At 66.0% G+C, this 16585-nt stretch carries 15 protein-coding genes; 6 read left to right on the top strand and 9 right to left on the bottom strand.

Translation table 11 applies throughout. The features are described from left to right. Positions 1-36: 36 nt before the first annotated feature. A complete protein-coding gene (locus BMI87_RS18365; RefSeq protein WP_078522989.1) occupies positions 37-429 on the bottom strand; it encodes an SgcJ/EcaC family oxidoreductase in 393 nt (130 codons plus the stop codon). After that, positions 426-1802, bottom strand: coding sequence for an FAD-binding oxidoreductase (locus BMI87_RS18360; RefSeq protein WP_078522988.1), 1377 nt, complete (start codon positions 1800-1802; stop codon positions 426-428). Before BMI87_RS18360 ends, BMI87_RS18365 begins: the two co-directional genes overlap by 4 nt. 177 nt (positions 1803-1979) lie before the next feature. Here BMI87_RS18360 and BMI87_RS18355 point away from each other — a divergent pair, with 177 nt between their 5' ends. Next, positions 1980-3368, top strand: coding sequence for a bifunctional enoyl-CoA hydratase/phosphate acetyltransferase (locus BMI87_RS18355; protein ID WP_078522987.1), 1389 nt, complete (start codon positions 1980-1982; stop codon positions 3366-3368). Beyond that, positions 3365-4537, top strand: coding sequence for an acetate/propionate family kinase (locus BMI87_RS18350; protein WP_078522986.1), 1173 nt, complete (start codon positions 3365-3367; stop codon positions 4535-4537). Before BMI87_RS18355 ends, BMI87_RS18350 begins: the two co-directional genes overlap by 4 nt. 134 nt (positions 4538-4671) lie before the next feature. On the opposite strand, the gene BMI87_RS18345 is transcribed toward BMI87_RS18350, so the two are convergent. Both BMI87_RS18345 and cobT read right to left on the bottom strand, forming a co-directional pair. Then, the gene (locus tag BMI87_RS18345; RefSeq protein WP_078522985.1) at positions 4672-6471 is read right to left on the bottom strand and encodes an aminopeptidase P family protein; all 1800 of its coding nucleotides are present in this window, start codon (positions 6469-6471) and stop codon (positions 4672-4674) included. Further along, positions 6471-8348, bottom strand: coding sequence for a cobaltochelatase subunit CobT (gene cobT / locus BMI87_RS18340; RefSeq protein WP_078522984.1), 1878 nt, complete (start codon positions 8346-8348; stop codon positions 6471-6473). Before cobT ends, BMI87_RS18345 begins: the two co-directional genes overlap by 1 nt. A 279-nt stretch (positions 8349-8627) precedes the next feature. Between cobT and BMI87_RS18335 the strand changes: the two genes are divergently transcribed. Beyond that, positions 8628-9227, top strand: a complete 600-nt coding sequence (locus BMI87_RS18335) for an NADPH-dependent FMN reductase (protein ID WP_078522983.1) — start codon at positions 8628-8630, stop codon at positions 9225-9227. 91 nt (positions 9228-9318) lie between these two features. Here the strand turns inward: BMI87_RS18335 and BMI87_RS18330 are convergent, their stop codons facing one another. Together BMI87_RS18330 and cobS are read right to left on the bottom strand one after the other, a co-directional pair. Continuing rightward, entirely contained in the window at positions 9319-9906 is a 588-nt protein-coding gene (locus BMI87_RS18330) for a hypothetical protein (protein ID WP_078522982.1), read from the bottom strand. Beyond that, the gene (gene cobS, locus BMI87_RS18325; RefSeq protein WP_078522981.1) at positions 9903-10874 is read right to left on the bottom strand and encodes a cobaltochelatase subunit CobS; all 972 of its coding nucleotides are present in this window, start codon (positions 10872-10874) and stop codon (positions 9903-9905) included. The genes BMI87_RS18330 and cobS overlap by 4 nt, the downstream gene beginning before the upstream one ends. A 175-nt stretch (positions 10875-11049) precedes the next feature. Here cobS and BMI87_RS18320 point away from each other — a divergent pair, with 175 nt between their 5' ends. The 3 genes from BMI87_RS18320 to BMI87_RS18310 all read left to right on the top strand — a co-directional run bounded on the left by BMI87_RS18320 (position 11050) and on the right by BMI87_RS18310 (position 13710). Continuing rightward, complete coding sequence (locus BMI87_RS18320) at positions 11050-11448, top strand: hypothetical protein (protein WP_078522980.1); 399 nt, start codon at positions 11050-11052, stop codon at positions 11446-11448. 277 nt (positions 11449-11725) lie between these two features. Further along, entirely contained in the window at positions 11726-12346 is a 621-nt protein-coding gene (locus BMI87_RS18315; protein WP_078522979.1) for a DnaJ domain-containing protein, read from the top strand. A gap of 239 nt (positions 12347-12585) precedes the next feature. Then, entirely contained in the window at positions 12586-13710 is a 1125-nt protein-coding gene (locus BMI87_RS18310; RefSeq protein WP_078522978.1) for a PQQ-dependent sugar dehydrogenase, read from the top strand. A gap of 106 nt (positions 13711-13816) precedes the next feature. On the opposite strand, the gene BMI87_RS18305 is transcribed toward BMI87_RS18310, so the two are convergent. The 3 genes from BMI87_RS18305 to tauA form a co-directional block, all read right to left on the bottom strand. Further along, entirely contained in the window at positions 13817-14683 is an 867-nt protein-coding gene (locus tag BMI87_RS18305) for an ABC transporter permease subunit (protein ID WP_232621617.1), read from the bottom strand. Beyond that, positions 14680-15465: a taurine ABC transporter ATP-binding protein gene (locus tag BMI87_RS18300; protein WP_078522977.1), complete on the bottom strand. Its 786-nt coding sequence runs from the start codon at positions 15463-15465 to the stop codon at positions 14680-14682. Before BMI87_RS18300 ends, BMI87_RS18305 begins: the two co-directional genes overlap by 4 nt. 78 nt (positions 15466-15543) lie before the next feature. Beyond that, complete coding sequence (tauA, locus tag BMI87_RS18295; RefSeq protein ID WP_078522976.1) at positions 15544-16542, bottom strand: taurine ABC transporter substrate-binding protein; 999 nt, start codon at positions 16540-16542, stop codon at positions 15544-15546. Positions 16543-16585: the final 43 nt, after the last annotated feature.

Raw genomic sequence — 16585 nt, 5'->3', positions numbered from 1 at the left:
CATAGGTTAAGCGGCTGGGAGCCGCCATACGGCGTCTTACCCCGCCTCCACCACGAATTGCGCGGCGACGATTTCCCAGCCCGCTGGTGCCAGCCCAAGCGTCGCGGCCAGCGTGCAGCCGATCCGGCCGGCATCGGCGCCGTTTTCGGTGATGATCCCGGTCAGGACGAAGCGTTGGAGGACGACCGCGGCCTCGGCGCCGACGGCGCGCGATTTGGCCTTGCCGGTCACCAGCCGCGCGCGCGAGAAGGCGCCGGCGAGTTCGCCTGCGAACAGTTCCGCGATCTGGGTGCGGCCCGAGGCAATCCCGCCGGTGAGCGAGATGAAATCGGCGTCTTCCGCGAAGAAGCCCGCAAGCGCCTGCGCATCGCGCGCGCCCCAGGCTTTCGCAAAGGCGCGCGGCAGCGCGTCCGGGGTCTCGAAGCTCATTCGTCCTGCTCCACCAGTTTGCCGGGATTGAGAATGTTCTGCGGGTCGAGCGCGCGCTTGATCTGGCCCATCACGTCCCAGCCTGCACCATGCTCGCCGCGCATATAGCCCATCTTGCCCATGCCGATGCCGTGTTCGCCAGTGACGGTGCCCTGCATCTCCAGCGCACGTTCGGCCATCTTCGCGGCCACCTGCTTGGCGCGTTTGAACTCGTCCTTATCCTCGGGATCGAGCAGCAGGACCGAGTGGAAATTTCCGTCGCCGACATGGCCCACAACGGGGCCGATCAGCCCGGCTTCGAGGATGTCATGCTTCGTCGCAGCCACGGCCTCTGCCAGCCGCGAGATCGGCACGCAGATATCGGTCACCAGCCCCATGCAGCCGGGGCGATGCGCGATCGTGGCGGGGTAGGCGCCGTGGCGCATCTTCCACAGCTTGTTGCGGTCCTCGGTCGTCGTCGCCCATTGGAAATCGGCGCCGCCCATCTCGGCCACGACCTCGCCGAACCGCTCGGACGCCTCGGCCACGCCGCTTTCCGAGCCGTGAAACTCGATCATCAGATGCGGTTTCGCGGGGAAATCGGTGCCGTTCGCCTCGTTGAAGATCTGCGCGGTCAGGTCGTCGACGAATTCGATCCGCGCCATCGGGATGCCCATCTGGATCGTCATCTGCACCGTCTCGACCGCCGCTTCCAGCGTGTCGAAGGCACAGACCGCAGACGAGATCGCCTCGGGCTGGCCATGCAGGCGCAGCGTCAGCTCGGTGATGATCCCGAGCGTGCCTTCCGAGCCGACCATCAGCGCGGTCAGATCGTAACCTGCCGAGGATTTCTTCGCGCGGCTGCCGGTGCGGATGATGCGACCGTCGGCCAGCACCACTTCCAGCGCCGCCACATTGTCGCGCATCGAGCCATAGCCCACCGTCGTCGTCCCGCTCGCCCGGGTCGCCGCCATACCGCCAAGAGAGGCATTTGCGCCCGGATCGACCGGGAAGAACAGCCCCGTCGCGCGCAGGTCTTCGTTGAGCGCCTCGCGGGTCACGCCGGGCTGGACGCGCACCTGCATGTCCTCGGCCAGAACGTCCACCACGCGGTCCATCTTCATCAGATCGAGGCTGATCCCGCCGCGCACCGGCACGGCATGGCCCTCCAGCGAGGTGCCCGTGCCATAGGGCGTGATCGGCACGTCATGGGCGGCGCAGATTTTCACGATCGCGCTGACCTCTTCGGCGCTGATCGGATAGGCCACCGCATCGGGCGGCGCGAAAGCGAACCATGTCTCGTTGCGGCCGTGCTGGTCGCGCGCGCCCTTCGAGATGTCGAGCCGGTCGCCCAGCAAAGTTTCGAGTTCCGCCAGCGCCTCTGCCAATGCCATGCCCGCCTCCCCTTTTAGCTGCCCAAGCTTTAGGCTCAGCCGCGCGCGAGTGAAAGGGTTCCTGCGGTTTGTCGGCGGTTTTTGTCTCGGATCAAGGATTTGTCGCGAATCTCTGCCTAGCTAGCAGCGCGCAGGTCCGGCAGACTTGCGTAGCAGGCAATGAAGAAGGAGCGCGCCATGATGTTCGAGAGCCGGAAATGGGACGAGATCGAGGTCGGTCAATCGGCGGAGTTGAAGCGGCTGTGCACGGCCGATGATTTCTATGTCTTCGCGGCGGCCTCGGGCAATCACAACCCGGTTCATCTGGAGGCCGAGGACGGCGATGGCGACGGCCAGAAGGAAGCCTATGCGCCGGGCATGTTCGTGGCCTCGCTGATCACCGCCGTGTTGGGCAATCTGCTGCCGGGGCCGGGGACGCTCTACCGGTCGCAAAGCCTGCGCTTCCACGATCTCGCGGCCGCCGGACAGGAGCTCTGCGCCCGCGTCGAAGTACTCGAGAAGCTGCCCGGCGATCTTCTGCGGATGAAGACGGAGGTGCGCCGCGTGGGCGATGACGCGCTGATCGTCGAGGGCGAGGCCGAGGTCCATGCCCCGCAGAAACACCTGAAATTCGATGCGCTCGAAGTGCCGGGCCTGATCTCGCAGCGCCATCGCCATTTCGAGAAGCTGCTGGAGAAGGCCGAGCCGCTGCCCGATCTGGTCACCGCCGTCGTCTGCCCCGAAGAGCCGGTGTCGCTCGACGGTGCGCTCCTCGCCGCCGAACATCACCTGATCGAGCCGCTGCTGATCGGCCATCCCGAAAAGATCATGTCCGTCGCGAAGGAACTGGGCCGCGACGTGACCAAGTTCGAGATCCTGCCCGCAGAGCACCCCCGCGATGCAGCCCGCATGGCGGTGCAGCTGGTCAACGAGGGGCGCGCCGGCGCGGTGATGAAGGGCCATCTGCATACCGATGCGCTCTTGAAGCCGATGCTCGACAAGGCGACGGGGCTGCGGATCGGCAAACGCTTCACCCATGTCTTCGTGATGGACGTGCCCGGCGTCGTGCATCCGCTGATCGTCACCGATGCGGCGATCAACATCGCGCCCGATCTCGAGACCAAGGTGCATATCGTGCAAAACGCGATCGACGTGGCGATCTCGATCGGGATCGACGTGCCGAAAGTGGGCGTGCTGTCTGCGGTCGAGACCGTGACGCCCGCGATCCCGTCGTCCCTCGATGCGGCGCTCTTGTCGAAGATGGCAGAGCGCGGGCAGATCACCGGGGGCGAGGTCGATGGGCCGCTGGCGATGGACAATGCCGTCGATCTGGCTGCCGCGCGCACCAAGGGCATCCGCTCGGCGGTCGCGGGCCGGGCCGAGGTGCTGGTAGCACCCGGGATCGATTCCGCGAATATGCTGGCCAAGCAGCTCGCCTATATCTCCCATGCGGAAGGGGCGGGGCTGATGCTGGGCGCGAAAGTGCCGGTGATCCTGAACTCGCGCTCCGATAGCGGGATGGCGCGGCTGGCCTCCGCCGCCGTGGCCTCGATCCACTACCACCGCACCTGCGGGGATCGCGCATGAGCACCCGCGCGATCCTGACACTGAACTCCGGCTCCTCCTCGCTGAAACTGGGGCTGTTCTCGGAAGACCTCGACACGCTCGCACTTGGACATGTCGACCGGATCGGGCGGCGCGAGGCAGCGATGAAACTCAGCGGCCCCGATGGCGCGCCGCTACCGCTGCCCGCCTCCGCCCCGGACGATTTCGCGACCAATGCGGCGGCGCTCCACACCGCGCTTGCGGCCTTTCAGGCGGCCTTTCCGGGGCTGGAAGTGATCGCGGTCGGCCACCGGATCGTGCATGGCGGGATCGACCATGCCGCCCCCGAGCCCCTGTCCGAACCGCTGATGAAGGAGCTGGCCAAGCTCGCTCCCTTCGCGCCGCTGCACCAGCCGCATAACCTCGCCGGTGTCCGCGCGGCGGTCGATACCTTCCCCGGCACGCCGCAGGTCGCCTGCTACGACACGGCCTTTCATCGCGGCCATCCCTTCGTCAGCGACACCTTCGCCCTGCCGCGCCGCTATTACGAGAAGGGCGTGCGCCGCTACGGCTTTCATGGGCTGAGCTATGATTTCATCAATGGCGAGCTGACCCGCACCGAGCCCGACTTGCATAAGGGCCGGATGATCGTCGCGCATTTAGGCTCGGGCGCGTCGATGTGCGCGATCGAGAATGGCCAGTCGGTCACCTCGACGATGGGGTTCTCCGCGCTCGAAGGGCTGCCGATGGGCACGCGTCCGGGCGAGCTCGATCCCGGCATCCTGCTCTACATGATGGATCAGGAGGGGATGAGCGCGTCCGAAATCTCGACGCTGCTCTACAAGGAATCCGGGCTTCTGGGCATGTCCGGCATCTCCAACGATATGCGCACGCTGGAAGGATCAAGCGACCCCAAGGCGAAAGAGGCGATCGACTATTTCTGCTTCCGCATCAAACGTCAGATCGGCGCAATGGCGGCGGCGATGGGAGGCTTGGACGGGATCGTCTTCACCGGCGGGATCGGAGAGAACTCGGCGCGCGTGCGTGCGCAGGCCTGCGAGGGTCTGGGCTTCCTCGGGGTCGCGATCGACGTCGGCGCCAATGCCGAGAATGCGCGCGAGATCGGGTCGGGCGCGGTGCGGGTGCTCGTGATCCCGACCAATGAGGAAATCGTCATCGCGCGGGCGGCGAAGGCGGTGCTCGACCTGTAGGCGACGGCGCGTGTGGCCCCTGCGGGACGCTCCGCGGGGGATATTTGGGCCAATACGAAAGAGGGCGCCCTGCTTTTCGGCTTGGCAGAAATATCCCCGCCGGAGGCATCCGACGGCTTGCCGCCCGCACCGTCTCAGAGCGGCGCGCAGGCGGCTTGCAGCCAGGCCTTGGCGGTCTCGCCGACCTTCGGTGCGATCCGCTCCAGCACCTCGGCGTGATAGGCGTTGAGCCAGTCGCGCTCCTCGGGGCCAAGCAGATCCACGTCGATCAGGCGGCGGTCGATCGGCACCCAGGTCAGCGTCGAGAAGGAGAATTGGTCGCGGTTGTCGCCCTTGGCCTCGGCCTCCTCGGTGAGGATCAGGTTCTCGATCCGGATGCCGAATGCGCCCTCGCGGTAATAGCCCGGCTCGTTCGACAGGATCATTCCCGGTTCGAGCGGCAGGGTCGAGACGCGCGCGATCCGCGCGGGGCCTTCATGCACGCAGAGCGCAGCGCCCACGCCGTGGCCCGTGCCGTGATCGTAATCCCAACCCTCGGCCCAAAGGGGCGCACGGGCGAGCGCATCGAGATGGGCGCCCGCCACGCTGCGCGGAAAGCGCGTGCGCGACAGAGCGATCATGCCTTGCAGCACCCGGGTGAAGGGGCGTTTGGCGTCGTCCGGCACATCGCCCACGGCCACGGTGCGGGTGATGTCGGTCGTGCCGTCGACATATTGCCCGCCCGAATCCACCAGCAGCAATTCACCCGGTTTCACGGGCCGGTTGGTGTCCTCGTTCACGCGGTAATGGACGATCGCGCCATTGCCGCCCGCGCCGCAGATCGTCTCGAAGGAGATGTCGAGCAGCGCGTTCGTGTCGCGGCGGAAGCCTTCGAGCGCGGTGACCACGTCGATCTCGGTCAGCTGGCCTTTCGGGGCTTCTGTGTCGAGCCAGCTGAGGAATTCGACCATCGCGGAGGCGTCACGCAGATGCGCCGCCTCCATGCCTGCGACTTCGGCGGCGTTCTTGCGCGCTTTCGGCAGGATGCAGGGATCGCGCGCCTCATGGATCTTGGTGTCGTGATCGGCCAGCAGCAGCGAGACGGCGAGCGGCGCGCTGTCGGGGTCGACAAGCACCGGGCCTTCGATCGCCTCCAGCGCGGCGGTCAGGCTGTCGGGCGGCAGGATCGAGACCTCGTCGCCCAGATGGGCGCGCAGGTCGGCGTCGAATTTCGCGTCATCGGCAAAGAGCTTCACCGCGCCATCGTCGAAGAGCACCGCGAAGGACTGCACCACCGGGTTGCGGGGAATGTCGGAGCCGCGAATGTTCAGCAGCCAGCAGATAGAATCCGGCAGGGTGAGGACGGCGGCCGCGATATCGTCGTCGCGCAAGCCCTCGGCCAGACGGGCGCGTTTCTCTGCGGCGGTCTCGCCTGCGAATTCCGGCGGGTGAATGCGGGCCGGTTCGGCGGGCGGGGCGGGGCGATCCTCCCAGACGCGGTCCACGAGGTTCTCGCTCTCGATCAGCGCGATGCCGGTGCCTTCCAGCCCCTCGCGGATTTTCGCGATCTCGGATTTGGCATGCAGCCACGGGTCGAAGCCGATCTTCGCGCCTGCATGGGCATGCTCTTTCAGCCAGTCGGCCGGTTTCACCTCGGGCCAGTTCACCGGGGTGAAGTGGTCGAGCGAGACCTCGGCGCGCACTTGCACCCGGTAGCGGCCATCGACGAAGACGCCCGCGATCTCGGGCAGGGCGATGCAGAAGCCCGCCGATCCGGTGAAGCCGGAGAGCCAGCCCAGCCGCGCATCGCAGGGCGCGACATATTCGCCCTGATGCGCATCGGCGCGGGGAATGATGAAGCCGTCGAGCCCGGCTTCGGACATGGCTTCGCGCAGCGCCGCCAGCCGGGGCGGGCCCAGTTCGGGGCGCGATTGCACCGAGAAATCTTGAAACATTAGATAGCCTTCTTGATCCCGAGGAAGCGGGCGCGGGCCCGCGGATCGCTGTCGAAGAGGGAGGCGAGCTGCTCGGTCATGGCGCCGGCCAGTTGCTCCACATCGGTGATCGTCACCGCGTGCTGGTAATAGCGCGTCACGTCATGGCCGATGCCGATGGCGATCAGTTCCACCGCGCGGCGGCGCTCCACCATCGCGATCACGTCGCGCAGGTGTTTCTCCAGATAGATCGCGGGGTTCACCGACAGCGTCGAGTCGTCCACCGGCGCGCCGTCCGAGATCACCATCAGGATCTTGCGCTGCTCCGAGCGGGCGAGCATCCGGCGATGCGCCCATTCCAGCGCCTCGCCGTCGATGTTCTCCTTCAGCAGACCTTCCTTCATCATCAGGCCCAGATTGGCCCGCGTCCGGCGCATCGGAGCGTCGGCCCGCTTGTAGATGATGTGGCGCAGATCGTTGAGGCGACCGGGGCTTTGCGGGCGGCCATCGGCGAGCCATTTCTCGCGCGATTGCCCGCCTTTCCAGGCGCGGGTGGTGAAGCCGAGGATCTCGACCTTCACGTCGCAGCGCTCCAGCGTGCGGGCGAGCACGTCGGCGCAGATCGCCGCGATCGAGATCGGGCGGCCCCGCATCGAGCCGGAATTGTCCAGCAGCAGCGTCACCACCGTGTCGCGGAACTCGGTATCCTTCTCGACCTTGAAGCTGAGCGGCGTCGTCGGGTTCGCGACAACGCGGGCGAGGCGGCCCGCATCGAGCATCCCTTCCTCGCGGTCGAATTCCCACGACCGGTTCTGCTGTGCCTGCAGGCGGCGCTGCAGCTTGTTGGCGAGCCGCGAGACCGCGCCTTTCAGCGGGTCGAGCTGCTGATCGAGATAGAGGCGCAGACGCTCCAGCTCGGCCGGTTCGGCCAAGTCCTCGGCGGCGATCTCCTCGTCGAATTCGGTCGTGTAGACGGCGTAATTCGGATCGGCCTGCGAATGCGGCGGGGGCGGCGGCGGCTCCAGCGGCGCATCGGCCTGCGGCATGTCCATCTCGTCGCTCATTTCCTGATCGGCGAGATCGTCGGAGCTGACGGAGGTCTGGGTCTGGTCGTCTTGCGCTTCCTGGCTGGATTCCGGCGTGGCCTCGGCCTCGTCGTCCTCCTGCTCGTCGCGGGCCTGCTCTTCGCCCTGTTCCTCGTCGGCGTTCTCTTCCTGCTCGTCTTCGGCCTCGTCGCCCATATCCTCGTCGGGATCGTCGCCCAGCTGATCGGCATAGCCGAGATCGGCGATCACCTTGCGGGTGAGGCGCGCGAAGGCGGCCTGATCGGCGAGGACGTGATTGACGTTCTCCAGATCGTCGCCCGCCGATTGCTCGATGAAGGGGCGCCACAGGTCGAGCACGTTATCCGCGCCGGGCGGCAGTTTCCGGCCCGTCGCCAGTTCGCGCACGAAATAGCCCGCGGCGACCGAGAGCGGTGCTTCTTCGGGGGCGCGGATCTGGGCATAGCCCTTGCGTTCGGCCTCATGGGCGATCTTGGCGTCGATATTCGACAGCGTGCCGGGCATGTCGCGCGCGCCCAAGGCTTCGCAGCGCGCGGTCTCCATCGCCTCGTAGATCGCGCTCGCCAGATCGCCCGAGGGCGCATAGCGGCTGTCGATCGCGGCATCGTGGTGGCGGCGGCGCATCGCCATCGCATCGGCCGTGCCGCGCGCCAGCAGAACCTCGTCACGCGTCATCCGGCGCGAGACCTGCGGCAGGCGCATCGTGTCGGCGGTCATACCCGAAGGGTCGACCGAATAGCTCACCGTCATATCGGGCGCGTCGGCCATGGTCTTGGTGGCCTCGGCCAGCGCCTTTTTGAAGGGATCCGCGGGGTTGTCGGAAGGCTTGCTCATAGCCTCAGATAAAGCATCGCGCGCGTCCGCCCGCAAGAGCCGATCGCGCGAGACGCGCGCGGCAGATCGGCCTGGTTTGCGCGGGGCGGGGGGCTGGGAAAGTTCCCGCTGCTGGCGCGCGGCATCCGTTCACCTGTGCACATAGCGGGCGGGTTGGATGGGCTCAAACAGGGCTTACGTAGAGTTGAACACGAGACGCACGCCTCCCCCTGTGGCCCGACTTCCCCAATCGAGGGCCCCGTGCGACACACCGGACGACATACCCGAAAGGAGTTCGACATGAGCGAGACTTTGAACATCGGCCTGATCGTCGGCACGACGCGCGAAGGGCGCTTCGCTGACCGCGCACTCGAATGGTTCGAGACCAAGATCGATGCGCGCGACGACATGCGCTACGAGGTTCTGGATCTGCGCGAAGCCGCGCTGCCCTTCTTCGACGAGGTGGCTCCGCCTGCAGCGAAGCCCGTGACCAGCGAGAAGGCGCAGGCTTGGGGCGAAAAGCTCAAGGAATTCGACGGGTTCATCGTGGTGACGGCGGAGTATAACCACTCGATCCCGGCCACGATCAAGAACGCCTTCGACTATGCGTTTGAGGGCTGGCGTCGCAAGCCGCTGGGCACCGTGGGCTATGGTGGCGTGGGCGCTGCCCGCGCGGTCGAGCATCTGCGGCTCGTCGCGATCAATTTCGGCATGGTCCCGGTCGCGGGCGCGGTCAGCATCGGCGGTGCGGATTTCGTGAAAGCCGCGCAAGGCACGCCGATCGCGGAGCTGGGCGATCATTTGGACGGTCCGGCGAAAACGCTGCTCGACGACATGGCGTTCTGGGGTCAGGCCGCGAAGCTGGCCAAGGGCGAGACAGAAAATCGTCAGGCCGCGTGATCCAAAAGGTCCGGTCTGCCGTAGTAGTAGAGTAACGAGTTTGCCCGGCCCCCGCGCCGGGCGTTTTTATGCGCGCCTCCAAGAGCTGCGATTACTGGAAAAGCCCCGTGCAGATCATCGGCATCCAGTCCGCGTGCAACGTACTCAGCGGGAAGGCTCGGCGATCCTGCGAGCCCTTCGCGGTCTGGCCGCGCCGCGTCATGACGTAATCGCCGTTGAGCAGGTTCACGTCGCAAGTGCCGGTATCCTCGGGATCGATCCGGTCGTAATAGCGGTAGCTGTAGCCCGAGACGACGAAGCCGCCATTGCGCCACGCGATGGAATAGGCGCTTTCCCAAGGGGTGCGCCCGATCCCGATCTGTTCGGAATGCAGCTTGAACGCGCTGTCGGAAAGCGACTCGAGCGCAGGCGTCTGCCCGCCCATCTGGCCCGAAAAGACCACCCGTTCGACCGCCATCTCGCGTTTCAGCCCGAAAGTAGGATCGCCGAGATAGATCACCAGATCGGCCGCATCCGCACCGTTCTGCACCAGCATCGCCGCATCCTGCGTGCCGTCGCCGTTCCAATCCCCGGTAAGGGCCGCGAAAATCTCGCCATCCTTGGGCGCCTCCTGGGCTGCCGCCGCGAAGGGCAGCAACGCCGCGAGAAGCGCGCCCCGGATCGCGAGGCGCGGGATCACGAGGCGATAGCTGCCGCCGATTCCGGCAGTTCCTCGTCGAAGAGGCGCTGGTAGAACTCGGCCACGGTCTGGCGCTCCAACTCGTCGCATTTGTTGAGGAAGCTCAGACGGAACGCATAGCCGATATTGTCGAAGATGCGCGCGTTCTGTGCCCATGCGATCACCGTGCGCGGCGACATCACCGTCGAGAGATCGCCATTCATGAAAGCGGTCCGGCTGAGATCGGCCACGGTCACCATCTGGCTGATCGTCTTGCGGCCGGCCTCGGTGTTGTATTGCGGGTTCTTCGACAGAACGATCGCGACCTCGGCGTCATGGCTGAGATAGTTCAGCGTCGAGACCAGCGACCAGCGGTCCATCTGACCTTGGTTGATCTGCTGGGTGCCGTGATAGAGGCCGGTCGTGTCGCCCAGACCCACCGTGTTCGAGGTGGCGAACAGGCGGAAATAGGGGTTCGGCGTGATGACTTCGTTCTGGTCCAGAAGCGTCAGCTTGCCGTCGGCCTCCAGCACGCGCTGGATCACGAACATCACGTCGGCGCGGCCCGCATCGTATTCGTCGAAGACAATCGCGGTCGGGTTGCGCAGCGCCCAGGGCAGGATCCCTTCGTGGAACACGGTGACCTGCTTGCCGTCGACCAGCTTGATCGCATCTTTGCCGATCAGGTCGATCCGGCTCACGTGGCTGTCGAGATTGACGCGCACACAGGGCCAGTTCAGGCGGGCGGCGACTTGCTCGATATGCGTCGATTTGCCGGTGCCGTGATAGCCTTGGATCATCACGCGGCGATTGTAGGCAAAGCCCGCGAGGATCGCCATCGTGGTGTCGGGGTCGAACTTGTAGGTGGAGTCGATCTCCGGCACGCGGTCGGTGCGCTCTGCAAACCCTTTGACCTTCATGTCGGAATCGAGGCCGAACACCTCGCGCAGGTCGATTTCTTCAGTGGGCTTGGCGGTCTGGTCGAGCATCGCGGACGTCCTTTCGTGGTTGGGTCGATTTGTGAACCATCGCGCGCAGGCGTGCAAGGGGGCGATGACGCGTGATGCGCGAGGCTGCTATCGGCCCGTTCCCGCCAGCGTGGCTTGGTTTGAGTTGACCCGGACCCGCCATCCGCTAGAAAGGCCGCAAAGCTTGAGGTGCATCATGCAGCATTACGAATACAAGGTCATCCCGGCGCCCGCGCGCGGCGACAAGGAGCGCGGCCTGAAATCCGGCGCGGACCGTTTCGCCCATGCGCTCTCGGGCGTGATGAACGAGATGGCCACGCGCGGCTGGGAATACCTGCGCGCAGAGACCCTGCCCGCGGAAGAGCGTACCGGGCTCACCGGCAAATCCACGGTCTATCACAACCTGCTCGTCTTCCGCCGTCCCGCCAGCGCCGATCCGGCGCGTGCGGTCGGCGCGCATCCCGATCCCGAGGATGCGGCCAATGACGAGGACGCGCCCGAGGCCAAGCGCCGCGCGCTTCTCGCCGATGCGCCCGAGGGCCGCGCGCCGAAACTGCGCGCCAACCGGGACGGGTCTTCCAAAGACGAAGACTGACGCGGGGCAGGGGCGTTGCGAAGGCTGCGTCCCGAAAGCGGCGCCGCCCGTCCTGAGCCGCCAGTTCCAAGACCTGCCGCGCGCCCCATCTCGGCGCGCCGGTTGTGTTGTCGTAGGGGCGCCCCGCACCGACCCTTGATCCGAGCAGATAGCGGCCCCATTTCCGCCCGACCCCCTTTCAACATCTGTCATTTCCAGTAGACTGCGTGACCCGACTCGGAGGCAGGCCTCAAACGCCGCCCCGAAGTGGCATTCGGGCAGCAGGCAAGAGGCAAGCATGAGCAACAGCGATCCTTTCGGCTTCAACATTTCGGCCGCGGCGGACAAGAAGCGCCGCTCGCGTGGCAGGCGCGGCATGTCGGGGGCTTTCGAGACCTCGACCCGGATCTGCGACAAGGAAGGCTGCAACGAGCCGGGCAAGTACCGTGCGCCGAAAAGCCCGAAAATTCTCGATGACTACTATTGGTTCTGCAAGGATCACGTCCGCGAGTACAATCTGAACTGGAATTACTTCCAGGGTCAGTCCGAGGAAGAATTCCAGGCCTTCCTTGACAATGCGACTGTCTGGGAGCGCCCGACCAAGCCCTTCAGCAAGGCCAAGGAAGAGGCCGGCTGGGCGCGTCACGGGATCTCGGACCCGCATGAGATCCTCGGCGACAACGCCACGAAGAACCCCGGCCGGACGATGGGCCGCAAGCTGCCGCCGACCGAACGTCGCGCGCTCGATATTCTCGAGGCGAAGGACTCGATGACCAAGGCCGAGGTCCGCAAGTGCTACAAGGCGCTGATCAAGGTGCTGCACCCGGATATGAACGGCGGCGACCGCTCTCAGGAAGAGATGCTGCAAGAGGTCGTCTGGGCCTGGGATCAGCTGAAGGACAGCCGCAACTTCAAGTGACGGTAGGGGGCTGCCCCCGTCGCCGGAGGGCGACAAATCTTATCTTAAGGAAGCGGGGGCTCTGCCCCCCGCGCTGACGCGCGTCCCCCGGGATATTTGTGCAAGAGCGAAGACGCCTTTTTACATGTCTTCGCTCTTTTGAAATATCCCGGGGTGAATGCCGCAGGCAGAGGGGCAGCGCCCCTTAGACCCCTTCCCATCCTGCGCCCCCGCCCCATCTCTAGGGGAGGAGGTGCTTCATGAACCCGTTCCCGAGCCTGCGCGCCGCATTGGCGCTCGCCCTGACGATCCCCGTTCTCTCGAGCCTCGGCCTCGCGCCGCTCGCCACGCCAGCCGCCGCGCAGAACGTGGGCGAGAAACCCGCGAGCCGCGATCTGCCTTTCGTGCTCAAGCCGATCGCGCAGCTGGAAAACCCCTGGGCCATCGCGCCCTTGCCCGACAGCTCGGTTCTGGTGACCGGCAAGTCGGGCAAGATGTGGCATGTCACGGGCGGCGGAGCGCAGGCGATCAGCGGGCTGCCGGAGGTGCAATATAGCGGCCAGAACGGGCTGCTCGACGTCGCTGTCCCGCCCGATTTTCCGGACACGCGCGAGGTCTATATCACCTATGTCGCGCCGGATAACGCGCTGCATCTGGCGCGCGGGGTGCTGGACGGCAGCCAGCTGACGCAGCTGAAGACGATCTGGCAGCAGACGCCCGGCGGGCGTGGCCAGCCCGGCGGGATCGTGGCCTTCGGGCCGGACGGGATGCTCTACCTCACGGTGGGCGACCGGATGCAGCCCGACACCGCGCAGGACCCCGACAATCCGCGCGGCAAGATCCTGCGCCTGACCCGCGACGGCGAGCCCGCGCCCGGCAACCCCCATGAAGGGGCGGGCGGGGTGCGCGCCGAGACCTGGACCGAGGGGCACCGTAACCAATACGGCCTCGCCTTCACGCCCGACGGCAAGCTCTGGGAGCATGAGATGGGGCCGCGCGGCGGCGACGAACTGAACCTGATCGAGAAGGGCCGCAATTACGGCTGGAACGCGGTGTCGAATGGGCGGCACTATTCCGGTCAGCCGATCCCCGATCACGACACGCGGCCCGATTTCGCGGCGCCGAAGCTTTGGTGGACGCCGGTGATCGCGCCCTCTGGGATGGCGGTCTATGAGGGGCGCGACTTCCCCGACTGGCAGGGCGATATGCTGATCGGCGGGCTTGCGGGCAATGGGCTCGCGCTGATCGCGGGCGACGGCTCGGACCAGATCGCGCGCTGGGATTTGCAGATGCGCGTGCGCGACGTGGCGGTGGGGCCCAAGGGCGAGGTCTGGATCATCGAGGATGCGGGGGACGGCGCGCTCTATCAGCTGGTGCCGAAGTGATCTTCCCGAGTGCGTAAATGAAAACGGTGGCGCGCGCCTCTCAGCGCAGCGCCGCCGCCTTGGACAAAGGCCGGGCGGATCATGCCCGGCCTTTCGCGTTGTGGGCTTACATCCGGCCCTTCCACGGCACGACCTTCTTCTCGACCCAGCGCATCGCCAGATCGAAGCACCACGCGATGCCGCCGATCAGGAAGATGCCCACCAGCACGGTCGAGGTCTGCAGGAATTGGCTGGCTGACAGGACCATGTAGCCAAGTCCCATCGTCGCCGCGACCATTTCGGCGGCGACCAGCGTCGTCCAGCCGAAGCCCACGCCGATGCGCATCGCCGTCAGGATTTCCGGCAGCGCCGAGGGCAGCACCACCTCGCGCAGCACCTGCGCCCGGCTCGCGCCCAGCGAATAGGCGGCGTGGATCTGCTCGATCGCGACCGAGCGGACGCCTGCACGCGCACCGAGCGCCACCGGGGCCAGCACCGACAGGAAGATCAGCAGCACTTTCGAGGTCTCGCCGATGCCGAACCAGATGATCATCAGCGGCAGATAGGCCAGCGGCGGGATCGGGCGGTAGAACTCGAGGAAGGGGTCGAACAGCCCGCGCATCACCGGGCTCATCCCCATCGCGAGGCCCAGCGGAATGCCGATGATACAGGCCAGCGCGAAGGCGGCGAAGACGCGGCCTGCGGAGACGAGGATATGCTCCCAGAGCGGCACGCCGGTGAAGCCGGTCGAGATCAGCCCGAAGAGCTTCTGCACGACGGCCACGGGCGAGGGCAGGAACAGCGGCGCGATCAGCCCGGAGGCCGTCACGATCTGCCACAGACCCAGCACCACCAGAACGGCCACGACCGAGATCTTGATCGTATTGCCTTCGCCCGGCACGCCATAGGTCTGGCCGGGTTTGGTGGGCGCTTGGCGGAAGATGCGTTTGATCATCGGGGCGGGGCGGCTGTCATCTTGGATATCCATGGTCATGCGGCCTTCTCCTCGTCTGCGAAGATGATGCCGAGAATGGTCTCGCGCATCGCGATGAATTCGGGGGATGCCTTCACGTCGCGGGCGCTTTCGCCTGCGAGGAAACGGCGCGAGAAGGGCAGGTCGAAGCGATGCGTGATCCGGCCCGGACGAGGCGACATCACGATCAGCTTGGAGCCCATGAAGAGCGCCTCTTCGACCGAGTGGGTGATCAGGAACACCGACTTGCCCTGCGCTTCCCAGATTTTCAGGATCAGTTCCTGCGCGCGTTCGCGGGTCAGCGCATCGAGCGCGCCGAGCGGTTCGTCCATCAGCAGGATGCGCGGATCGGCGGTCAGCGCCCGGCCGATGCCTACGCGTTGCTGCATCCCGCCCGAGAGCATGTAGACGGGGCTGTCCTCGAACCCCTCAAGGCCCAGCACGGTCAGGAATTCGCGGGCGACCTTGTAGCGTTTCTCCTTGGAGACGCCCTGCAGCTTCAGGCCGAAGGCGAGGTTGTCGAGCACGTTCATCCACGGCATCAGCGCGTGTTTCTGGAACACCACGGCGCGGTCCTGGCCGGGGCCGGTCACGGGGGCGCCGTCGAGTTTGATCTGGCCCGAACTCGGCGCGAGGAAGCCCGCGATCAGGTTCAGGAGCGTCGATTTCCCGCAACCCGAGGCGCCGAGGGCGACCACGAATTCGCCCGGCTCGATGGTCAGCTCGACATTGCGAAGGGCTTCGACCGGCTCGGATTTGTCACGGGCGGGGTAGAGTACGGAGGCGCGGCGGATTTCAAGCATCTGGGCTTCCTTTCCGGGGCGGAGCTGGGGAATGGGAAACGCCCGGCCAGATCTCTGGCCGGGCGCTGGGGCGTGTCTTTATTCGCCCATCGCGTCTTGCAGCGGCTTGAGCGTGATGAACTGCGAGTAGTCATCGGCCACCGAGTCGATCCGGCCCGCTTCCTTCAGGAATTCGGCGGTCGATTTGATCGCAGGGGCCATCGCGCCACCCAGCCAGTCTGCGCCGACCTGATCGGCAGGCTTGAGGAAGGTGTAGCCACCGAGGATACCCGGAACCTGCGCGGCATCCGCACCGGTATTCGTGGCGATCTCCTTCACCTCGTCGCTATCGGCGGTCCAGGCGTCCTTGTTGTCGATATAGGCGGCGTCGGCCTCGGCGGTGACCTTCACGAAGCCCGCGACGGCTTCCGGGTTTTCCTCGGCCCACTGGCTGTTGACGACCCAGCCGTCAAAGGTCGGGTAGCCCCATTTCGCGGTCTCGTCCGCGCCCATGATGCGGGTGCCCGATTTCAGCAGCTGCGATTGAACCGGATCCCAGATCCAGGCGGCGTCGATGGCGTTCTGCTCCCACGCGGCGGCGATCTGGTCGGGCGACATCGACAGGATGGTCAGGTCGCTTTCCGAGATGCCCTCATGCTTGAGCGCGCCGGTGAGCGAGAAATGCGCGGTCGAGCCGACCGGCACGGCCACGCGCTTGCCCTTGAGGTCGGCCAGCGACGAGATGCCCGAGCCGTCATGCGCGATCAGGCTCTCGGCCTGACCGATCACGTCGCCGATCATGAACAACTTGATCGGAACGCCTTGGCTGGCGGCGATCGCGAAGGGCGAGGAGCCGAGCGCAGCGAGCTTCACGTCGCCCGAAGCCATCGCGGCGATCACGTCGGTGCCCGAGGCGAATTTGCGCCATTCGACATCGTAGCCCATCGCCTTTGCATAGTCCTCGGTCTTCACCTTGGTCATCATCGGGATCGGCGTCCCGAAATTGCCGATGATCAGCGTTTCGGCCGAGGCGGTCGTGGCCATCGGCAGCAGGCCGATCAGCGCGAGCGTCGCGTAACGGGCGGTTTTCTTGAACATGTCTATCCTCGTCTGTTGGTTGAGCGGGCCGTTTGCGGCCTCT

The organism is Thioclava sp. F28-4, assembly GCF_002020045.1.
GTDB lineage: Bacteria > Pseudomonadota > Alphaproteobacteria > Rhodobacterales > Rhodobacteraceae > Thioclava > Thioclava sediminum.
This window is presented reverse-complemented; position numbering and strand designations above follow the sequence as displayed.

Excerpts from the sequence above, each read along its gene's own strand:
- BMI87_RS18365 (WP_078522989.1), bottom strand. The coding sequence starts at position 429 with ATGAGCTTCGAGACCCCGGACGCGCTGCCGCGCGCCTTTGCGAAAGCC.
- BMI87_RS18360 (WP_078522988.1), bottom strand. The coding sequence starts at position 1,802 with ATGGCATTGGCAGAGGCGCTGGCGGAACTCGAAACTTTGCTGGGCGAC.
- BMI87_RS18355 (WP_078522987.1), top strand. The coding sequence starts at position 1,980 with ATGATGTTCGAGAGCCGGAAATGGGACGAGATCGAGGTCGGTCAATCG.
- BMI87_RS18350 (WP_078522986.1), top strand. The coding sequence starts at position 3,365 with ATGAGCACCCGCGCGATCCTGACACTGAACTCCGGCTCCTCCTCGCTG.
- BMI87_RS18345 (WP_078522985.1), bottom strand. The coding sequence starts at position 6,471 with ATGTTTCAAGATTTCTCGGTGCAATCGCGCCCCGAACTGGGCCCGCCC.
- cobT (WP_078522984.1), bottom strand. The coding sequence starts at position 8,348 with ATGAGCAAGCCTTCCGACAACCCCGCGGATCCCTTCAAAAAGGCGCTG.
- BMI87_RS18335 (WP_078522983.1), top strand. The coding sequence starts at position 8,628 with ATGAGCGAGACTTTGAACATCGGCCTGATCGTCGGCACGACGCGCGAA.
- cobS (WP_078522981.1), bottom strand. The coding sequence starts at position 10,874 with ATGCTCGACCAGACCGCCAAGCCCACTGAAGAAATCGACCTGCGCGAG.
- BMI87_RS18320 (WP_078522980.1), top strand. The coding sequence starts at position 11,050 with ATGCAGCATTACGAATACAAGGTCATCCCGGCGCCCGCGCGCGGCGAC.
- BMI87_RS18315 (WP_078522979.1), top strand. The coding sequence starts at position 11,726 with ATGAGCAACAGCGATCCTTTCGGCTTCAACATTTCGGCCGCGGCGGAC.
- BMI87_RS18310 (WP_078522978.1), top strand. The coding sequence starts at position 12,586 with ATGAACCCGTTCCCGAGCCTGCGCGCCGCATTGGCGCTCGCCCTGACG.
- BMI87_RS18305 (WP_232621617.1), bottom strand. The coding sequence starts at position 14,683 with ATGACCATGGATATCCAAGATGACAGCCGCCCCGCCCCGATGATCAAA.
- BMI87_RS18300 (WP_078522977.1), bottom strand. The coding sequence starts at position 15,465 with ATGCTTGAAATCCGCCGCGCCTCCGTACTCTACCCCGCCCGTGACAAA.
- tauA (WP_078522976.1), bottom strand. The coding sequence starts at position 16,542 with ATGTTCAAGAAAACCGCCCGTTACGCGACGCTCGCGCTGATCGGCCTG.